Origin of the sequence: Erwinia phyllosphaerae (genome assembly GCF_019132875.1) — a bacterium.
GTDB classification, from domain to species: Bacteria; Pseudomonadota; Gammaproteobacteria; order Enterobacterales; family Enterobacteriaceae; genus Erwinia; species Erwinia phyllosphaerae.
In genome coordinates this window covers 90,700-107,771 of sequence record NZ_JAHSPF010000005.1, presented here as the reverse complement: position 1 = coordinate 107,771, position 17,072 = coordinate 90,700, and the positions used below count along the sequence as shown (strand labels likewise).

16 protein-coding genes are annotated in these 17,072 nt (G+C 55.5%); 9 read left to right on the top strand and 7 right to left on the bottom strand.

What is annotated here, in order from left to right; translation table 11 throughout:
• Positions 1 to 34 precede the first annotated feature (34 nt).
• The gene (ridA, locus tag KUE00_RS10705) at positions 35 to 421 is read left to right on the top strand and encodes a 2-iminobutanoate/2-iminopropanoate deaminase (RefSeq protein ID WP_246759862.1); all 387 of its coding nucleotides are present in this window, start codon (positions 35 to 37) and stop codon (positions 419 to 421) included.
• 223 nt (positions 422 to 644) lie between these two features.
• The gene (gene treC / locus KUE00_RS10700) at positions 645 to 2,327 is read left to right on the top strand and encodes an alpha,alpha-phosphotrehalase (protein WP_246759861.1); all 1,683 of its coding nucleotides are present in this window, start codon (positions 645 to 647) and stop codon (positions 2,325 to 2,327) included.
• 212 nt (positions 2,328 to 2,539) lie between these two features.
• Here the strand turns inward: treC and KUE00_RS10695 are convergent, their stop codons facing one another.
• Positions 2,540 to 5,116, bottom strand: coding sequence for a DEAD/DEAH box helicase (locus tag KUE00_RS10695; protein WP_246759860.1), 2,577 nt, complete (start codon positions 5,114 to 5,116; stop codon positions 2,540 to 2,542).
• Between the two features lie 347 nt (positions 5,117 to 5,463).
• On the opposite strand from KUE00_RS10695, the gene nrdD reads away from it, so the two are divergent.
• The 3 genes from nrdD to KUE00_RS10680 all read left to right on the top strand — a co-directional run bounded on the left by nrdD (position 5,464) and on the right by KUE00_RS10680 (position 8,692).
• Complete coding sequence (gene nrdD, locus KUE00_RS10690) at positions 5,464 to 7,602, top strand: anaerobic ribonucleoside-triphosphate reductase (protein ID WP_246759859.1); 2,139 nt, start codon at positions 5,464 to 5,466, stop codon at positions 7,600 to 7,602.
• A complete protein-coding gene (gene nrdG, locus KUE00_RS10685) occupies positions 7,599 to 8,063 on the top strand; it encodes an anaerobic ribonucleoside-triphosphate reductase-activating protein (protein WP_246759858.1) in 465 nt (154 codons plus the stop codon). Before nrdD ends, nrdG begins: the two co-directional genes overlap by 4 nt.
• Positions 8,064 to 8,173: 110 nt before the next feature.
• Positions 8,174 to 8,692 (top strand): type 1 glutamine amidotransferase domain-containing protein, encoded by a 519-nt coding sequence (locus KUE00_RS10680; protein ID WP_246759857.1) that lies wholly within the window; start codon positions 8,174 to 8,176, stop codon positions 8,690 to 8,692.
• Positions 8,693 to 8,746: 54 nt separating this feature from the next.
• Here the strand turns inward: KUE00_RS10680 and KUE00_RS10675 are convergent, their stop codons facing one another.
• Positions 8,747 to 9,175 carry a YhbP family protein gene (locus tag KUE00_RS10675; protein ID WP_246759856.1) on the bottom strand — a complete coding sequence of 143 codons (429 nt, stop codon included), beginning with the start codon at positions 9,173 to 9,175 and terminating at the stop codon, positions 8,747 to 8,749.
• A 91-nt stretch (positions 9,176 to 9,266) separates the two neighbouring features.
• Between KUE00_RS10675 and KUE00_RS10670 the strand changes: the two genes are divergently transcribed.
• Positions 9,267 to 9,584, top strand: a complete 318-nt coding sequence (locus KUE00_RS10670) for a GIY-YIG nuclease family protein (RefSeq protein WP_246759855.1) — start codon at positions 9,267 to 9,269, stop codon at positions 9,582 to 9,584.
• Here KUE00_RS10670 and KUE00_RS10665 read toward each other — a convergent pair.
• Both KUE00_RS10665 and ubiT read right to left on the bottom strand, forming a co-directional pair.
• Positions 9,557 to 10,060 carry a GNAT family N-acetyltransferase gene (locus KUE00_RS10665; RefSeq protein ID WP_246759853.1) on the bottom strand — a complete coding sequence of 168 codons (504 nt, stop codon included), beginning with the start codon at positions 10,058 to 10,060 and terminating at the stop codon, positions 9,557 to 9,559. The genes KUE00_RS10670 and KUE00_RS10665 overlap by 28 nt on opposite strands.
• Entirely contained in the window at positions 10,054 to 10,578 is a 525-nt protein-coding gene (gene ubiT, locus KUE00_RS10660; RefSeq protein WP_414148895.1) for a ubiquinone anaerobic biosynthesis accessory factor UbiT, read from the bottom strand. Before ubiT ends, KUE00_RS10665 begins: the two co-directional genes overlap by 7 nt.
• Before the next feature lie 203 nt (positions 10,579 to 10,781).
• Here ubiT and ubiU point away from each other — a divergent pair, with 203 nt between their 5' ends.
• The 3 genes from ubiU (at position 10,782) to KUE00_RS10645 (ending at position 13,888) form a co-directional block, all read left to right on the top strand.
• A complete protein-coding gene (gene ubiU, locus KUE00_RS10655; RefSeq protein WP_246759849.1) occupies positions 10,782 to 11,777 on the top strand; it encodes a ubiquinone anaerobic biosynthesis protein UbiU in 996 nt (331 codons plus the stop codon).
• Between the two features lie 8 nt (positions 11,778 to 11,785).
• Positions 11,786 to 12,664, top strand: a complete 879-nt coding sequence (locus KUE00_RS10650; protein WP_246759848.1) for a U32 family peptidase — start codon at positions 11,786 to 11,788, stop codon at positions 12,662 to 12,664.
• Positions 12,665 to 12,880: 216 nt separating this feature from the next.
• Positions 12,881 to 13,888: a luciferase-like monooxygenase gene (locus tag KUE00_RS10645; protein ID WP_246759847.1), complete on the top strand. Its 1,008-nt coding sequence runs from the start codon at positions 12,881 to 12,883 to the stop codon at positions 13,886 to 13,888.
• 150 nt (positions 13,889 to 14,038) lie between these two features.
• Here the strand turns inward: KUE00_RS10645 and KUE00_RS10640 are convergent, their stop codons facing one another.
• The 3 genes from KUE00_RS10640 to nlpI all read right to left on the bottom strand — a co-directional run bounded on the left by KUE00_RS10640 (position 14,039) and on the right by nlpI (position 17,017).
• Entirely contained in the window at positions 14,039 to 15,955 is a 1,917-nt protein-coding gene (locus KUE00_RS10640; protein ID WP_246759846.1) for a DEAD/DEAH family ATP-dependent RNA helicase, read from the bottom strand.
• Positions 15,956 to 15,971: 16 nt separating this feature from the next.
• Positions 15,972 to 16,028, bottom strand: coding sequence for a protein YrbN (yrbN, locus tag KUE00_RS21950; protein WP_106382000.1), 57 nt, complete (start codon positions 16,026 to 16,028; stop codon positions 15,972 to 15,974).
• A gap of 104 nt (positions 16,029 to 16,132) precedes the next feature.
• Positions 16,133 to 17,017: a lipoprotein NlpI gene (gene nlpI, locus KUE00_RS10635; protein WP_246759845.1), complete on the bottom strand. Its 885-nt coding sequence runs from the start codon at positions 17,015 to 17,017 to the stop codon at positions 16,133 to 16,135.
• Positions 17,018 to 17,072: the final 55 nt, after the last annotated feature.

Sequence of the window (17,072 nt, the reverse complement as noted above, 5' to 3'; positions counted from 1 at the left end):
GACTACCGGCGTTACCCGTTAACAAGGAGAAATTATGTCTCGCGAAATCAGCACTGAACAAGCACCAGCGGCGATTGGCCCTTATGTACAGGGCGTCGATCTGGGCAGCATGATCATCACCTCCGGCCAGATCCCGGTCGATCCTAAAACCGGTAATGTCGCTGACGACGTGACCGCCCAGGCGCGCCAGTCGCTGGAAAACGTGAAGGCTATCGTGGAAGCGGCGGGCCTGAAGGTTGGCGATATCGTGAAAACTACGGTGTTCGTTAAGGATCTGAACGATTTTGCTACCGTGAACGCGGCCTATGAAGCGTTCTTCACCGAGCACGATGCCAGCTTCCCGGCGCGCTCCTGTGTGGAAGTGGCGCGTCTGCCGAAAGATGTCAAAATCGAGATCGAAGCGATAGCCGTACGTCGCTAATCCTCTCTCCTCTCCCCTGCGGGAGAGGAATCTTTCCCCACCCGATGCACGTCCTTTTTTTCCTGCCAGCCGCCTTTAATCCCTGAGGTTCAATCCTTTGTGCTCGCCGTAAAAATTTTTCGCTTTTCCTGCGCGCGCACCTTGCCAGTTAATAGCTAACCTTATGGAAGAACAAAAAGGCAACGGCAGCGCAAACGGACCTCTTTTATATCGGGATTGAGCAATGACTAAAAATCCACCGTGGTGGCAAAACGGCGTTATCTATCAAATTTATCCCAAGAGCTTTCAGGACACGACCGGCAGCGGCACGGGCGATCTGGCCGGCGTGATCCAGCATCTGGACTACCTCAAACAGCTGGGCGTCGACGCTATCTGGCTGACGCCTTTTTATATCTCGCCGCAGGTGGATAACGGCTACGACGTGGCGAACTATATCGCCATCGACCCGCTGTTTGGCACGATGAACGATTTTGACAATCTGGTGGCGGAAACGCACCAGCGTGGCATGCGGCTAATCCTTGATATGGTGTTTAACCATAGCTCTACGCAGCATCACTGGTTTCACGAGGCGCTGGATCGCGAAAGTCCTTATCGTTCCTATTACATCTGGCGCGACGGTACGCCGGGCGAACCGCCGAATAACTGGCAGTCTAAATTTGGCGGCCACGCCTGGCGCTGGCATCCGGAAAGTAACCAGTACTATATGCATCTGTGGGCGCCGGAACAGGCCGATTTAAACTGGGAGAACGATAATCTGCGTGCCGAGCTGAAGCAGATCGTTAACTTCTGGGCCGATCGCGGGATTGATGGGTTGCGGCTGGACGTGGTGAACCTGGTTTCCAAACATCAGGATTTCCCGGACGATCCTAACGGCGACGGGCTGCGGCTTTATACCGACGGGCCGCGCATCCATGAATATATGCGTGAGATGAGCCGCGACGTCTTTCGCCCGCGCGAGCTGATGACGGTTGGCGAGATGTCTTCCGCCACGCTGGAACACTGTCAGCAATACGGCTCGCTGGACGGCGAAGAGCTGTCGATGGTGTTTAGCTTCGATCACGTGGAAGTAGATTTTTTTAACGGCCAGAAGTGGACGTTAACGCCGCTGGACCTGGTGGCGCAGAAGGCGATTTTTACCCACTGGCAACACGGCATGCATAACAAAGCCTGGAACGCGCTGTTCTGGTGTAACCACGATCAGCCACGCGTGGTTTCCCGCTGGGGCGACGAGGGCCACTATCGCGTGCAGTCGGCCAAAATGCTGGCGCTGGTGCTGCACGGCATGCAGGGAACGCCCTATATTTTTCAGGGTGAAGAGCTGGGGATGACCAATCCGCACTATACCCGCATCATCGACTATCGCGATATTGAAAGCCATAACATGTATGCCGAGCTGCGTTCACAAGGCCGCGACAGCGATAATCTGCTGGAAATTCTGGCCAGCAAATCGCGCGATAATGGCCGCACGCCCATTCCGTGGCACGGCGGCGAAAACGGCGGCTTTACCAGCGGCACGCCCTGGATCGGCATGTGCGACAACATGGAAACGATTAACGTCGAAGCGGCTCTGGCGGATGAAAACTCGGTCTTTTACACCTATCAGAAGCTGATTAGGTTAAGAAAAGAGTACGCAATCCTGACCTGGGGAGACTATCTCGATTTGCTGCCGGATCACGCTTATCTCTGGTGCTATTGCCGCCGCTTTGAGAAAGAAGTGCTGGTGGTAGCGGCCAACTTCAGCGGCGAAACGCAGGTATGGCATCCACCAGCCTACAGCGGCCATTGGGAGGTGCTGGTAAGCAACTACCCCGATACGCACGTTACGCCAGGTGAGGTGATGCTGCGCCCCTGGGAAGCGGTCTGGTGGTATCAGAAACGCTGGAACGGCTCCGGTCAAACCAGCTAAGGGAAGCAACGCCCGGGCCTGGGGGCGCAGAGTGACTAAGCCAGCGGCTTAGAGAACGCAGCCGATCAAGCTAACGGTTTACGCAAGCCAGCTATTAAGCCAGCGGCTTAAAGAACGCAGCTGATTAAGTCAACGGTTTACGCGAGCCAGTTATTAAGCCAGCGGCTTAAAGAACGCAGCTGATTAAGTCAACGGTTTGCGCAAGCCGGCTATTAAGCCAGCGGCTCAAACAGCGCGGCAAGGTCGTCGCTGGTGAAGCTGGCCGGTTCGCTCAGGTCGTCGGCCAGGATGCCGTCGGCCAGCTCCGCTTTCTGCTGCTGCAGCGCGACGATCTTCTCTTCAATACTGCCTGCGGCAATGAGCTTATACACGAAAACCGGTTTGTCCTGGCCCAGGCGATAAGCACGATCCGTCGCCTGGTTTTCCGCCGCCGGATTCCACCAGGGATCGTAGTGGATCACCGTGTCTGCCGCCGTCAGGTTCAGTCCCACGCCGCCTGCTTTCAAACTAATCAGAAACACCGGTACTTCGCCATTCTGAAAACGGCGCACCGGTTCGGTTCGGTCGCGCGTGCTGCCGGTAAGGATCACATAAGGAATGCGCGCTTTCTGTAACTCTTCCGCAATCAGCGTCAGCATGGTGGTGAACTGTGAAAAGATCAGGATGCGGCGATCTTCCGCCAGCAGATCGCTGAGCATTTCGCGCAACAGCATCAGCTTGGCCGACTGTTTTACCTTCGCCGTTTTATCATTATCAATCAGGCGCGGGTCACAGCAGATCTGCCGCAGCTTAAGTAAAGCATCCAGCACCAGCAGATGACTGCGCCCCGCCCCCTGCTGCTCGACGGCCAGCCGCACGCGATCTTGCATTGCGCCACGTACCTTCTCGTATAAATCCCGCTGTGCGCCTTCCATTTCAACCGAGCGCACGATGGTGTTTTTTGGCGGCAGTTCTTTCGCCACTTCCTGCTTGCGCCGACGCAGCATAAAAGGCCTGACGCGGCGTGCCAGTAGCTCGCGCCGAACCCTGTCGCCATCCCGCTCCACGGGAATACGCCACTCCTGAGTAAATTCTTTTTCGCTGCCGAGGAAACCCGGTAGCAGAAAATCAAACTGCGACCACAGCTCGCCAAGATGGTTTTCCAGCGGCGTGCCGGTTAAGCAGAGTCGATGGCGGGATTTCAACGTGCGAATGACCGATGCCGCGCGCGAAGCGCTGTTTTTCACATACTGCGCCTCGTCCAGAATCAGCAGATGATAGCTGTGGCCAAGCAGCTCCGGCTGATCGCGCCACAGCAGAGAATAGGTGGTAATCACCACGTCATAGCTTTCAATACGGTCATAAAAAGCTTTGCGCTGTGGCCCGGTCAGCGCCAGCATTTTTAGATCCGGGGCGAAGCGTAAAGCTTCCTGCGTCCAGTTATAAACCAGCGTGGTCGGCACCACGATCAGCGCTGGCCGATCCAGCCGCCCCGCTTCTTTCTCCAGCAGCAGGTGCGCCAGCGTCTGGATAGTTTTCCCCAGCCCCATATCATCGGCCAGCACGCCGGAAAGATCGTTCGCCCGCAGAAACTGCATCCAGTTTACGCCCTGCTGCTGATAGTCACGCAGCTGCGCGCGCAACCCTACCGGCGGCGCAACGGGCTCAATGCTGCTGCCTGACCGCAGGCGCTCGGCCAGCTGTAATACGCCGTTTCCGCCGTGGAACTGCCAGCGGCCCGTCTCGCTCAGCGCCGTCAGCCTTCCCGCTTCGTAAGGCGCTATGCGCAACGGCGTTTCTACACCCTGAGCAAACAGATCGGCCAGATTGCCAACCACGGTTTTTAGCTGGCTGGCCGCGATATGCAGGCGTTCGTTGCTCTCGCTGCGCAGCTCTATGGTTTCCTCATTCGGGATCGCAGCGAGATCGCCAGACAGCCAGCGGCGATCTTTCTGAAAAAGCCCGGCAAGCAGCGGCTGCATTTTGACTTTACGCGGCCCAATCGCGGCTTCCATCTCCAGCGCGTACCAGCCGTCCTGCTGCTGAGCGACCACACCGTCTATAGCCGTAATCTCCAGAACGTTCCAGGTAAAATCATCGTCTACGCTGGCTTGCCAGCCATCTCGCGTCAGTTTTGGCAGTACGGTATGAATGACGTTTTGCCACTGCTCAGGCGCATCCGGTGCAAAGATGATTGGCGGTAACGGTGCCGAGTGCGGCGTATAAATATGACCGGATGAAACGCTGTTCAGGCCCAGGGCGTTCAGGTCATCTGTCCAGCGCTGTTCCTGCTCATGCTGACGAACAACCTGAAAGAGCTGGCCGTGGCGATCGGCGAACTGTTCACCGCTGCTGCCGGCGGGCACCTGAACGCCCGCATAGTCAAAATAGAGCGCGGCGAAGTCGAGGCGCTTCTGGCGATGGCCATAGCGTCCAAAGCCGCTGATAAATTTTGCGCGTGATTCCAGCCGAAGGACGGGGAAAGGCCTGGCCGTGACGGGCGTCAGCGCCACCGTCGTCGCCACGGCGGGCTGCCGCTGTAGCCACGCCAGCATCACCGCCGCCACGTGGCGACAGTTATTTTTTACCGGACAGGTGCATTCGCCGCTGGCATGGAGTTTGCCCTGCGGTCGGCTAAAGTGAACCATTACCTGAAAAGGCTCGATTTTCCTGCCCGGTACTTCACCCGTTAACAGATTATTTTGCCATTGCAGTTGCTGAACTTTACCTACCAGCTCTTTTGCTCTTGCTACGCTGCGCGCGCCCGTCCAGCGGCTAACCTGTTTTTCGTTGTACTTCACAGAAGACATCAGTCTGTATCCCGGCCTGACCTGAGCAGAAGCATAACTACTCCGCATAACAGGCAATAATATGAATTCCGTGCAGGTGATTGCAACTCCGGAACGTCCGCTATAGGGTGAAAAAAGATAAATAATAGTCGTCAACAGACGCTAACGGCTGCTGCTTTCCCGTTAACGTCCAATATTTAGACGGTCAGTAAAAGGCCCTTTTTCTTAAGTGACTGAGATCGCAACAGGCTTTTTTTGATCCTTGTTTCAAATCAAAAACCTTGCGGTTAAACAGGAGGAAAACGCTACATATAGTTATTATCATGCCACGCTATATCTACATATAGAGATTCGCACAGGGAAAAGGTATGACTTCGAGAGTAATCAAACGGGACGGCTGCCGCGCGCCTTTTGACGCGTCGCGTATTCTGGAAGCGATTAAAAGCGCGGCCAGAGCGGTCAATATTGATGACGACGCCTATTGCGCTATCGCTACGCAACAAATTTGCCAGCAGCTACAGCAGCAGGAAAATGTAGATATTCACGTTATTCAGAATACGGTTGAAAATACGCTGATGGCGGGCCGCTATCCCGAGCTGGCACGCACCTATATTGAGTATCGTCACGATCGCGATATCGCTCGCGAGCTGCGCGGCAAGCTGAATAAAGAGATCCGCGGGCTGATCGACCAAAGCAACCCGGCGCTGCTGAATGAAAATGCCAATAAAGACAGTAAAGTCATTCCAACGCAGCGCGACCTGCTGGCCGGTATCGTGGCTAAACACTATGCCACGCAGCATATCCTGCCTCGCGACGTGGTGCAGGCCCATGAGCGCGGCGAAATTCACTATCACGATCTGGACTACTCGCCCTTTTTCCCTATGTTTAACTGCATGCTGATCGATCTTAAAGGCATGCTGACCCAGGGTTTTAAAATGGGTAACGCGGAGATAGAACCGCCAAAATCGATATCGACCGCTACCGCCGTAACTGCCCAGATTATCGCCCAGGTTGCCAGCCATATTTACGGTGGCACCACGATTAACCGCATTGACGAGGTGCTGGCACCTTTTGTTGACGCGAGCCTGGAGAAACATCGTCAGACGGCCCGCCAGTGGCAGATTGCCGACGTGGAAGCCTATGCGCTAAGCCGAACAGAAAAAGAGTGTTTTGACGCTTTTCAGTCGCTGGAGTATGAGGTCAACACGTTGCATACCGCCAATGGCCAGACGCCTTTTGTCACCTTTGGCTTTGGCCTGGGCACCAGCTGGGCTGCGCGTCTGGTGCAGCAGTCCATTTTACGTAACCGCATAGCCGGGCTGGGCAAAAATCATAAAACCGCCGTTTTTCCCAAGCTGGTGTTTGCCATTAAAGAGGGGTTAAACCGCTCGCCGGGCGATGCCAATTACGATATCAAACAGCTGGCGCTGGAGTGCGCCAGCAAGCGTATGTATCCCGATATTCTGAACTACGAGCAGGTAGTTAAGGTAACCGGCTCGTTTAAAACGCCAATGGGCTGCCGCAGCTTTCTGGGCGTGTGGGAGGAGAACGGCAGGCAGGTTCATGATGGCCGTAACAACATCGGCGTGATCAGCCTGAATCTGCCGCGTATTGCGCTGGAAGCGGCAGGCAGCGAAGCACGCTTCTATGATTTGCTGGACCAGCGCCTGCGGCTGGCGAAAAAGGCGCTGATGAGCCGTATCGCCAGGCTGGAAAACGTCAAGGCGCGCGTGGCCCCCATTCTTTATATGGAAGGTGCCTGCGGCGTGCGGCTCCAGGCTGACGATAACGTTGCCAAAATCTTTAAGCACGGCCGCGCTTCTATTTCGCTGGGCTATATCGGCATTCACGAAACCATCATTGCGCTGTACGGTCGCGAAAAGCATCTTTACGACGATGCGCAACTGCGGCAAAAAGCGCTGGCGATTGTCAGCCGCCTGCGCGAAGCGGTGGATAGCTGGAAGGAAGAGACGGGCTACGCCTTCAGCCTTTACAGTACGCCAAGCGAAAACCTGTGCGACCGCTTTTGCCGTCTGGATCGCGCCGAATTTGGCGTGATAGCGGGCGTCACCGACAAGGGCTACTACACCAACAGCTTCCACCTGGACGTAGAGAAAAAAGTTAACCCTTATGACAAGCTTGACTTTGAAGCGGCCTATCCGCCGTTAGCTAACGGCGGCTTTATCTGTTACGGCGAATATCCCAATATTCAGCACAACCTGAAAGCGCTGGAAGACGTCTGGGATTACAGCTACAGCCGCGTCCCCTATTACGGCACCAATACGCCGATTGACGAGTGCTATGACTGCGGCTTTACCGGCGAGTTTGACTGCACCAGCAAAGGCTTTACCTGTCCCAAATGCGGAAATCACAATGCCGAACGCGTCTCCGTGACCCGCCGCGTCTGCGGTTACCTGGGTAGCCCGGACGCGCGTCCTTTTAACGCGGGTAAGCAAGAGGAAGTGAAGCGCCGCGTTAAGCATTTATCCAACGGCCAGCCGGGATGAATATTCATCAATACTATTCGGTCGATATTGTTAACGGGCCGGGCACGCGCTGTACGCTGTTTGTTGCGGGCTGCGAGCATCAGTGCGTCGGCTGCTATAACAAAAGTACCTGGCGGCTTAATTCCGGCTATCCCTTTACGCTACAGATGGAAGAACAGCTGATTGCCGATCTGAACGATACGCGCATTCCGCGCCAGGGGTTGTCGCTGTCGGGCGGCGATCCGCTGCATCCCGCCAACGTAGCCGATATTCTGCGGCTGGTGCAGCGCGTGCGCCGTGACTGCCCGGAAAAAGATATCTGGCTATGGACGGGCTACCGCCTGGCGGAACTGAGTCCGGCGCAGCAGCAGGTGGCAGAACAGATTAACGTGCTGATAGACGGAAAATTTATTCAGACATTAAAGGACCCGGCGCTGCGCTGGCGAGGCAGCAGTAATCAGGTTATCCACTATTTGCGGTAGGCGGCCCGTATTATCAGCCACATGCAGAGTAATCCATTAGGCCAGCTTGATTTCTCAGAATTACCAACCACACTTAACTCTGCTATGCAAAATAATAACCGGAGGAAAACATGAAGAAGATTGCGGTTCTGATTACCGATGAGTTCGAGGACTCCGAATTTACTTCGCCAGCCGAAGCCTATACCAAAGCTGGCCACCAGGTGGTTACTATTGAGAAAAAAGCGGGCATTACCGTTACCGGTAAGCAGGGCAAAGCCAAAGTGAAGATTGATAAAGATATCGATCACGTTCAGGCGGCCGACTTTGACGCGCTGCTGTTGCCGGGCGGTCATTCACCGGATAGCCTGCGCAGCGACGATCGTTTTGTAAACTTCACCAAAGCCTTTGTGGATGCCGGTAAGCCAGTATTTGCTATCTGTCATGGCCCGCAGCTGCTGATCAGTGCAAACGCCACGCGCGGTCGTAAAATGACTTCGGTAAAAGCCATTGCCATCGACCTGAAAAACGCCGGTGCTGACTTTTATGATAAGGAAGTAGTGGTAGACAACGACAAGCTGGTTACCAGCCGCACACCGGACGATCTGCCCGCGTTCAACCGTGAGTCGCTACGCATTCTTGAAACCGCTTAAGATTGAATAATGGCTAACGCGGCATGTAACCCTGTCGCGTTAGCCTTTCTATATTCAATTACGCAGCCAGCTTAGCTTTTTGCCAAAACCCAACGCGTTATCCACCATCTTCAGCTCGTTAAGCTCAATTTCCCAGATGGGTGCAGAAGCCGCTGCCGCCACGGGAAAACGCCTAACATAGGCCTTACGCGCCCTTTCCTCTTCCGTACCCGCCAGCAGCCTGACGCTACCGGAATACTGTACGCCTTTAATCAGCATAACGGATTTGGGCTGCCCGTTTACCGTCCCCGCCACCCGAGGATCGCTGGTGAAGTGGCTACCGTGACGGGTTTTTTCCTCCGTCATCAGCCAGAAAACAACTTTCTGCGGTTCAAAAACGTAAAAGCAGTTAGCGCACCATACGGGGCTGCCGCCGCAGACGGAAAGGACATGCTGTTTTTGCAAGTAGCGAGCGATAGCCTGTAACGGCTCAGATTCAGACATTAAAATCTCCCTGCCAGGCCCGGCAAAAAATCGTTAACGACGGGCAAGAGCTGATAAACTTCCGGCCATTACTGGCTATCGGTAGCAACGAATGGACATACAGGCAGCCGCGCCCTGGCATCTTTATATTGTGCAAACCGCCAGCGGCGCGCTTTATACCGGCATCACTAATAACGTTACGCGTCGTTTTAAGCAACATCAGGCGGGTACCGGTGCCAAAGCGTTGCGCGGGAAAGGGCCGCTGGCGCTGCTGTTTCACTGTGAAGCAGGCGACCGCTCAAACGCTTCTAAGCTGGAATACAGAATAAAACAGCTGACGCGACAGGATAAAATCAGGCTGGTGCGCCACCAGCCTGATTCGGTTGAAGCCTGGCTGACCGCTCAGTCGCGATTGAAAGGCGCGGAATAGTCGATCCTGCCTTTTGCATCGTCAAAAGCGTCGTCCGCCAGTTTATAAACCTGAAAAGCCGCTTCGGTGCCTGGCCAGCGGCAGTGCAGCTGGTGACGCGCGGCCGGTACAAAACCGTAACGCCCGTAGTAAGCCGGATCGCCCAGCACCACCACGGCGGCATAGCCAAACTCATTAAGCGTATCCAGCCCTTCGTAAATAAGCTGCTTGCCCAGCTGCTGACCGCGCACGCTTTCATCCACTACCAGCGGTGCCAGACCGACCCACTGCTTATCTTCACCGTTCAGCGTAACCGGGCTGAAGGCCGCGTAACCCAGCACCTGTCCTTCCTCATCGGTGGCTACAACGCCCAGCGTCAGTAAACCGTCCTCACGCAGCTGCTGCACCAGCTCTGCTTCTGCAGCGGTGGCGAAGCTGCGGCGCAGCAAGCTGTCTATGCTGGCGGCATCAACACCGATTTCCGTACGAATTAACATGATACACCTGCGCGCGCTGCTGTTGCAGCCGCGTCCTCAGTCAGTCCTGCTTCAATAAAATCAGCCAGTTGTATTAATCCACTACGCAACGGCTTTGGCATAGTTTCTAGATCGATCCCATCCATCAGGTTTTTTACTTCCAGCCCCAGCTCCGTATCGCCTTCAATCAGCAACCGGCGCTGAAAAAACAGGGTATCAGGATCCCGACGCCGTGCGGCAATTAACAGCAGATCGTTAACGTCACCGCGAAACCAGACGTCTGCCTCTGTGCGATTGGTTATGCGCAATATTCCTTGCTCAACGGTAGTTGTCCAGCGCAGTCCAAGGTCGCGAATTTCCACACCTAACCAGCGATCCTTCAGAAAGTTTAACTCACCTTCCGCCAGTGCATAGTGAAATTGCCAGTTCAGCAGCTGTTGCAGCAGCTGCTTTTTCACGATGAAGGGGGCAAACTGCAGCGGAAGCCGCAGAAAACGGGGACCTTTGCGGACAAGCTGCGCGCGTAACGGATTCAACACCATTATCACTCCTTTAAATAAAATTTAAGCTATTTTGCCAGATTGAGAAATCCCTTCAGGCGGTTGGATCAATAAAGTGCGTGAACCCTGGGGTTTTAACAGCAAGACTGATAGCTATCAATATGCTTTTAACTGTTCTGAATCAAAAAGCGTCGCGGCCGGCATGACTACACTCGTTTGTTTTTCTGTTTATGGAATGTCATATGGAACTGCTTTGCCCTGCCGGGAATCTGCCAGCGCTAAAGGCGGCCGTCGCCAGCGGCGCGGATGCTGTCTACGTCGGCTTAAAGGATGATACCAACGCCCGCCATTTCGCCGGGCTTAACTTCACCGCAAAGCGGCTGGAGGAAGCAGCCCGCTACGTTCATCAGCATAGACGCAAACTGCACGTTGCGATCAATACTTTCGCCCATCCGGCCGGCTTCGAACGCTGGGAGCGCGCCATTGATAGCGCGGCCGCAGCGGGCGTCGATGCGCTGATTCTGGCCGATATCGCCATGCTTGATTATGCCGCTCGCCGCTACCCGCAGATTGAGCGCCACGTCTCCGTGCAGGCTTCGGCAACCAATCTGGAAGCGATAAAATTCTATCAGCGTCATTTTGACGTCGCTCGCGTGGTGTTGCCGCGTGTTCTCTCGCTCCACCAGGTGCGCCAGCTTGCCCGCACCTCGCCCGTCCCGCTGGAGGTCTTTGCTTTCGGCAGCCTCTGTATTATGGCAGAGGGCCGCTGCTACCTCTCTTCCTGGCTAACCGGCGAATCGCCCAACACCGTGGGTGCCTGTTCGCCCGCGCGCTTTGTACGCTGGCAGCAAACGCCGGAGGGTCTGGAGTCGCGCCTGAACGACGTGCTGATTGACCGTTACGACGCCGCTGAAAACGCCGGTTACCCTACCCTGTGTAAAGGACGCTATAAGGTCGAAGAAACGCGCTATCACGCGCTGGAAGAACCCACCAGCCTGAACACGCTGGAGCTGCTGCCGGATTTGCTGGCGATGAATATTGCTTCGGTAAAAATCGAGGGGCGTCAGCGCAGTCCGGCTTATGTCGAGCAGGTTACGCAGATCTGGCGGCAGGCCATCGACTGCTGCAAGGCAGACCCGCAAAACTTTGCTGTCCAGCAGCACTGGATGGCCGCGCTTAGCGAGCTGAGTGAAGGCACGCAAACCACGCTGGGCGCTTATCATCGTCAATGGCAGTAGGAAAAATCATGAAATATGCCCTGGGGCCGGTGCTCTGGTACTGGCCAAAAGCGACCCTGGAAGCGTTTTATCAGGCCGCTTCGGCAAGCCATGCCGACATTATTTATCTGGGAGAGGCCGTTTGCAGTAAACGCCGCGCGACAAAATTTGCTGACTGGATGGCGATGGCGAAAGCGCTGGCCAGCGCCGGCAAACAGGTAACGCTGAGCACGCTGGCGCTGATTGAGTCGCCGTCGGAACTGAGCGAACTGAAGCGCTATGTCGATAACGGCGAGTTTCTGATCGAGGCCAACGATATGGCGACGGTTAATCTGGCTGCCGAGGCCGGACTGCCTTTTGTCGCGGGACACGCGCTGAACTGCTACAACGCAGCAACGCTGCGCCTGCTGCATAAACTTGGTATGGTGCGCTGGTGCATGCCGGTAGAGCTTTCGCGCGACTGGCTCGCCAGCCTGTTACAACAGTGCGAGCAGCTGGAGATACGCGGAAAGTTTGAGGTTGAAGTGTTGAGCTACGGTTATCTGCCGCTCGCTCTTTCCGCCCGCTGCTTTACTGCCAGAGCAGAAAACCGCGGTAAGGATGAATGCGAAACCTGCTGCATTAATTATCCGACGGGCCGGGCGCTGCGCTCTCAGGAAGATCAGCAGGTCTTTGTCCTGAACGGCATTCAGACCATGAGCGGCTACTGCTACAACCTGGGTAACGAGCTGGTCTCTATGCAGGGCCTGGTCGATATCGTCAGGCTTTCGCCTCAGGGTGATGAAACGCTGGCGATGATTGATACCTTCCGCGCTAACGAAACGGGAGGCGCGCCGCTGCCTCTGACAAACCAGCATCACTGCAATGGCTACTGGCGGCAGGTCGCTGGCCTGACGCTGGTTGATTAAGCCACAGGCGGGAAGGGATGCCCGCTGACTGCTGTCCGATAATTGCCCTTCTGTTTTCCATCAGTAAAGATATACTTATCTTTTACCGGCTCCTGAGCCGTTGCCGAAGCGGCTTTTCGATGCGTAAAGTGCTGCAAATTGCCAATCTACCTGACCAAAGATCGCTTAGGCTGTGTGTTTGCGCAGGCGCGTAGCCTGGAAATAAAGTGAGCGATTATGTCTGATAAAAAAAATGCCTCCCTGTCCGTGCTCGATCTGGCCCCTATCCCGCAGGGCGCGACCGCGCGTGACGCTTTTCATACCTCGCTGGCGATGGCGCAGCAGGCGGAAAAACTGGGCTTCAACCGTTACTGGCTGGCGGAGCACCACAATATGACCGGCATCGCCAGTGCGGCGACGTCGGTGCTGATCGGCTACCTTGCAGCCAACACCACTACGCTGCGTCTTGGCTCTGGCGGCGTGATGCTGCCTAACCACTCGCCGTTAGTCATTGCCGAGCAGTTTGGCACGCTGGAATCCCTCTACCCCGGCCGTATTGATTTGGGCCTGGGGCGCGCGCCGGGTTCCGATCAGCGTACGATGATGGCGCTGCGCCGCCATATGGGCGGCCACGTTGATAACTTCCCGTCCGACGTGGCGGAAATGATCGCCTGGTTTGACGCGCCGGAAGGCGCAGAGCCTGCCGTACAGCCTGTTCCCGGACTGGGACTGAAAATTCCGGTATGGCTGCTGGGTTCCAGCCTGTACAGCGCACAGCTGGCCGCGAAGCTGGGACTGCCGTTTGCCTTCGCCTCGCATTTCGCGCCGGATATGCTGCTGCAGGCGCTGCATCTGTACCGGGAAAACTTCAAGCCGTCCGCTCGTCTGGCACAGCCGCATGCCATGGTATGCGTTAACGTAGTCGCTGCCGACAGCGAACGCGATGCCCGCTTCCTCTTTACCTCTATGCAGCAGCAGTTCGTCAATCTGCGTCGCGGCAAGCCAGGCCCGCTGCCTGCGCCGGTAGAGAATATGGATAACCTGTGGTCGCCTTCCGAGCAGTACGGCGTGCAGCAGGCGCTGAGCATGTCTATCGTTGGCGATGTGGATAAAGTACGGCACGGCCTGGTAGCGCTGATGCGGGAAACGCAGGCGGATGAAATCATGGTCAACGGCCAGATTTTCGATAAGGAAGCGCGCCTGCACTCTTTTGCGCTGGCGATGGAAGCTTACCGTTCGCTGTAAGCGACGCGGCGGAGCGATCCCTCTCCTCCGCCCGGCCATTAAATTACCGCTTCTGCCAGAAAGCGATCCTTGCCTGAATAGTGCTTAAGACCAATATAAAGAGCAAAAAAAACCAGCCCGAAGGCTGGTTTTTTATTTCGTAGTCAGTGCTTACGCATCACGACGACGGGTTGGCGCGCTGCCGTCTTCACGACGCGGACCACGGTTACCACCGTCACGGCTGAAACCGCCGCCACGACGTTCGCCGCCACCGCTACGCTCGTTGCTGAAGCGACGACCGCCTTCGCTGCGGCCACCTTCGCTACGACCGCCGCCGAAGCCGCCACGACCAGCACCAGCGCCTGGACCACCACGACGCTCGCCACCGCGATCGGCAGGACGAGGCTGTGCATCACCAATCAGCTGCATATTCATCGGTTTGTTCAGAATACGCGTGCGGGTGAAATGAGACAGGATATCGCCCGGCATGCCTTTTGGCAGCTCGATGGTAGAGTGCGTACCAAACAGCTTGATGTTGCCGATGTAGCGGCTGCTGATGTCGCCTTCGTTAGCGATAGCGCCAACGATGTGACGCACTTCAACGCCGTCATCACGACCCACTTCGATACGGTAAACTTCCATATCGCCAACGTCACGACGTTCGCGACGTGGACGGTCGCCATCACGGCTTTCGCGAGGACCACGATCCGGACGGTCGCCACGGCGATCGTCACGCTCTTTGAACTCACGACGCGGACGCGGAGCCGGATCGGCAGGAACGATCAGCGGACGCTCGCCCTGTGCCATTTTCAGCAGTGCGGCAGCCAGTGTTTCGATATCCAGCTCTTCTTCCGCAGGCTGCATTTTGCTCAGCAGCGCACGGTACTGTTCCAGATCGCTGCTTTCCAGCTGCTGCTGAACCTTCGCCGCGAACTTAGCCAGGCGACGCTCGCCCAGCAGTTCTGCGTTTGGCAGCTCAACTTCTGGAATAGTCAGCTTCATGGTGCGTTCGATGTTGCGCAGCAGACGACGCTCGCGGTTCTCAACGAACAGCAGCGCGCGACCAGCACGGCCAGCACGGCCGGTACGGCCGATACGGTGGACGTAAGACTCTGCATCCATAGGGATGTCATAGTTTACAACCAGGCTGATACGCTCAACGTCCAGACCACGTGCCGCAACGTCGGTCGCAATCAGGATATCCAGACGACCATCTTTCAGGCGCTCCAGCGTCTGCTCACGCAGTGCCTGGTTCATATCGCCGTTCAGAGCTGCACTGTTGTAACCGCTGCGCTCCAGCGCTTCAGCCACTTCCAGCGTTGCGTTTTTGGTACGAACGAAGATGATCGCCGCATCAAAATCTTCTGATTCCAGGAAGCGTACCAGCGCGTCGGTTTTACGACCGTAGGCTGTCCAGTAGCTCTGGCTGATGTCAGGACGCGTGGTCAGGCTTGACTGAATACGCACTTCCTGCGGATCTTTCATGAAGCGTTTGGTAATACGACGGATCGCTTCAGGCATAGTTGCAGAGAACAGAGCGGTCTGATGACCTTCCGGGATCTGCGCCATGATAGTTTCAACGTCTTCGATGAAGCCCATACGCAGCATTTCATCGGCTTCGTCCAGCACCAGGCCGCGCAGGTTAGAAAGGTCTAACGTGCCGCGTTTCAGGTGGTCCAGCAAACGGCCAGGCGTACCCACAACAACCTGTGGACCCTGACGCAGTGCACGCAGCTGTACGTCATAACGCTGGCCGCCGTAAAGGGCCACTACGTTAAGACCGCGCATGTGTTTAGAGAATTCAGTTACGGCTTCTGCAACCTGAACCGCCAACTCACGAGTTGGTGCCAGCACCAGGATCTGCGGCGCTTTCAGGTTACTGTCAATGTTGTTCAGCAATGGCAGCGAGAACGCTGCGGTTTTGCCACTACCGGTCTGTGCCATACCCAGTACGTCACGGCCCGCCAGCAGGTGAGGAATACACTCAGCCTGGATCGGAGATGGCTTCACATAGCCCATGCCGTTAAGTGATTCGAGGATGGATTCGTTCAGACCCAGGTCAGCAAAAGTGGTTTCAATTTCAGTCATGTAGTACACGTGCCTCTTAGATTGCGGCGGCCAGTCTACATAACTCGTCGTGAAAACATTCAGTCATTTTCATCAAAAAGTGTGAACCGGCTCAAATTAGTGGTTTCGACGAACAAGAAAGCCCTCACCCGTGAAGATGATGACATTTCAAAAGTCAGGACAAAAAAAGTTCGTCAGCTATTGCTGGTCAGATTCTGATAAATCGTCTTGTGTCTGGCCGAGTAGCGCCAGCTCCAACAATGCATATCGGTGCTCAACAAAGTTATGTACGTTGTTGGCGACCGTCAGCTTGAACAACGCTTCTGCGTTGCTCTTCTCCCCCAGACTTAGGTAGTGCTTACCTAAATAGAAGTTGGTTTCACTGAGATGTTCAGCGAGCGAGGTGTTATCCGTTGCGTCCGCCTTGAGCCTCTCCATCAGCGTGTTTTCGCTGATATGGCCCAGGTAGAACTCGACAATATTCCATCCCCATTGGTCTCTGTCCGCTTTGTCGTAGCGCTGTTGAAGCGATACGGCTGCCTGGTCGGCGTTTATCTCGCGTTCATCGAGATAGAGCCACAGGCTGCGGAAGGGATCGTTAGGATCGTCTTGATAAAACGCCAGCAGATCATCTTGCGCCAGTTTAAATCTTCCACCGTAGTAGAGGGCGATACCGCGATTTAAATGCGCATAATTGTAAGTTGGATCAAGCTCAAGTACAGAATCAAACGCTTCGTAGGCGGCATCAAAGTTGCCTGCCTGCGTTAGATATATGCCTAAGTAATTGAATACTTCCGGCATATCTGGTCTGACAGATAGCGCTTGTGAAAAATCATTTCGCGCCAGTGCTCTCAAACCAAGACTATCATACAACACTCCGCGCTCATATAACAGCTGTGCGCGTTCATCATCGGTCAGGGCCCGACTGGCAAGAATTTGTTCCATGCGTGCCAGGATAACTTCCTGTTGCAGCGTAGGCTGTAGCGGAACAGCTAAAACCTCGTTGTTACGCCAATCCGAGTTGCTGCATCCTGCCAGCGTTAAAGCTGTCGCAACGAAACACCAGCGCAAAAAAGGCTTCATTTCCACTCCCGAATACAAACAATGGGATGACTCCTTCATCCGCCTGCCGTGCACA

What these genes read in the sequence shown, in the direction of transcription:
- ridA (WP_246759862.1), top strand. Translation starts at nt 35, where the DNA reads ATGTCTCGCGAAATCAGCACTGAACAAGCACCAGCGGCGATTGGCCCT.
- treC (WP_246759861.1), top strand. Translation starts at nt 645, where the DNA reads ATGACTAAAAATCCACCGTGGTGGCAAAACGGCGTTATCTATCAAATT.
- KUE00_RS10695 (WP_246759860.1), bottom strand. Translation starts at nt 5,116, where the DNA reads ATGTCTTCTGTGAAGTACAACGAAAAACAGGTTAGCCGCTGGACGGGC.
- nrdD (WP_246759859.1), top strand. Translation starts at nt 5,464, where the DNA reads ATGACTTCGAGAGTAATCAAACGGGACGGCTGCCGCGCGCCTTTTGAC.
- nrdG (WP_246759858.1), top strand. Translation starts at nt 7,599, where the DNA reads ATGAATATTCATCAATACTATTCGGTCGATATTGTTAACGGGCCGGGC.
- KUE00_RS10680 (WP_246759857.1), top strand. Translation starts at nt 8,174, where the DNA reads ATGAAGAAGATTGCGGTTCTGATTACCGATGAGTTCGAGGACTCCGAA.
- KUE00_RS10675 (WP_246759856.1), bottom strand. Translation starts at nt 9,175, where the DNA reads ATGTCTGAATCTGAGCCGTTACAGGCTATCGCTCGCTACTTGCAAAAA.
- KUE00_RS10670 (WP_246759855.1), top strand. Translation starts at nt 9,267, where the DNA reads ATGGACATACAGGCAGCCGCGCCCTGGCATCTTTATATTGTGCAAACC.
- KUE00_RS10665 (WP_246759853.1), bottom strand. Translation starts at nt 10,060, where the DNA reads ATGTTAATTCGTACGGAAATCGGTGTTGATGCCGCCAGCATAGACAGC.
- ubiU (WP_246759849.1), top strand. Translation starts at nt 10,782, where the DNA reads ATGGAACTGCTTTGCCCTGCCGGGAATCTGCCAGCGCTAAAGGCGGCC.
- KUE00_RS10650 (WP_246759848.1), top strand. Translation starts at nt 11,786, where the DNA reads ATGAAATATGCCCTGGGGCCGGTGCTCTGGTACTGGCCAAAAGCGACC.
- KUE00_RS10645 (WP_246759847.1), top strand. Translation starts at nt 12,881, where the DNA reads ATGTCTGATAAAAAAAATGCCTCCCTGTCCGTGCTCGATCTGGCCCCT.
- KUE00_RS10640 (WP_246759846.1), bottom strand. Translation starts at nt 15,955, where the DNA reads ATGACTGAAATTGAAACCACTTTTGCTGACCTGGGTCTGAACGAATCC.
- nlpI (WP_246759845.1), bottom strand. Translation starts at nt 17,017, where the DNA reads ATGAAGCCTTTTTTGCGCTGGTGTTTCGTTGCGACAGCTTTAACGCTG.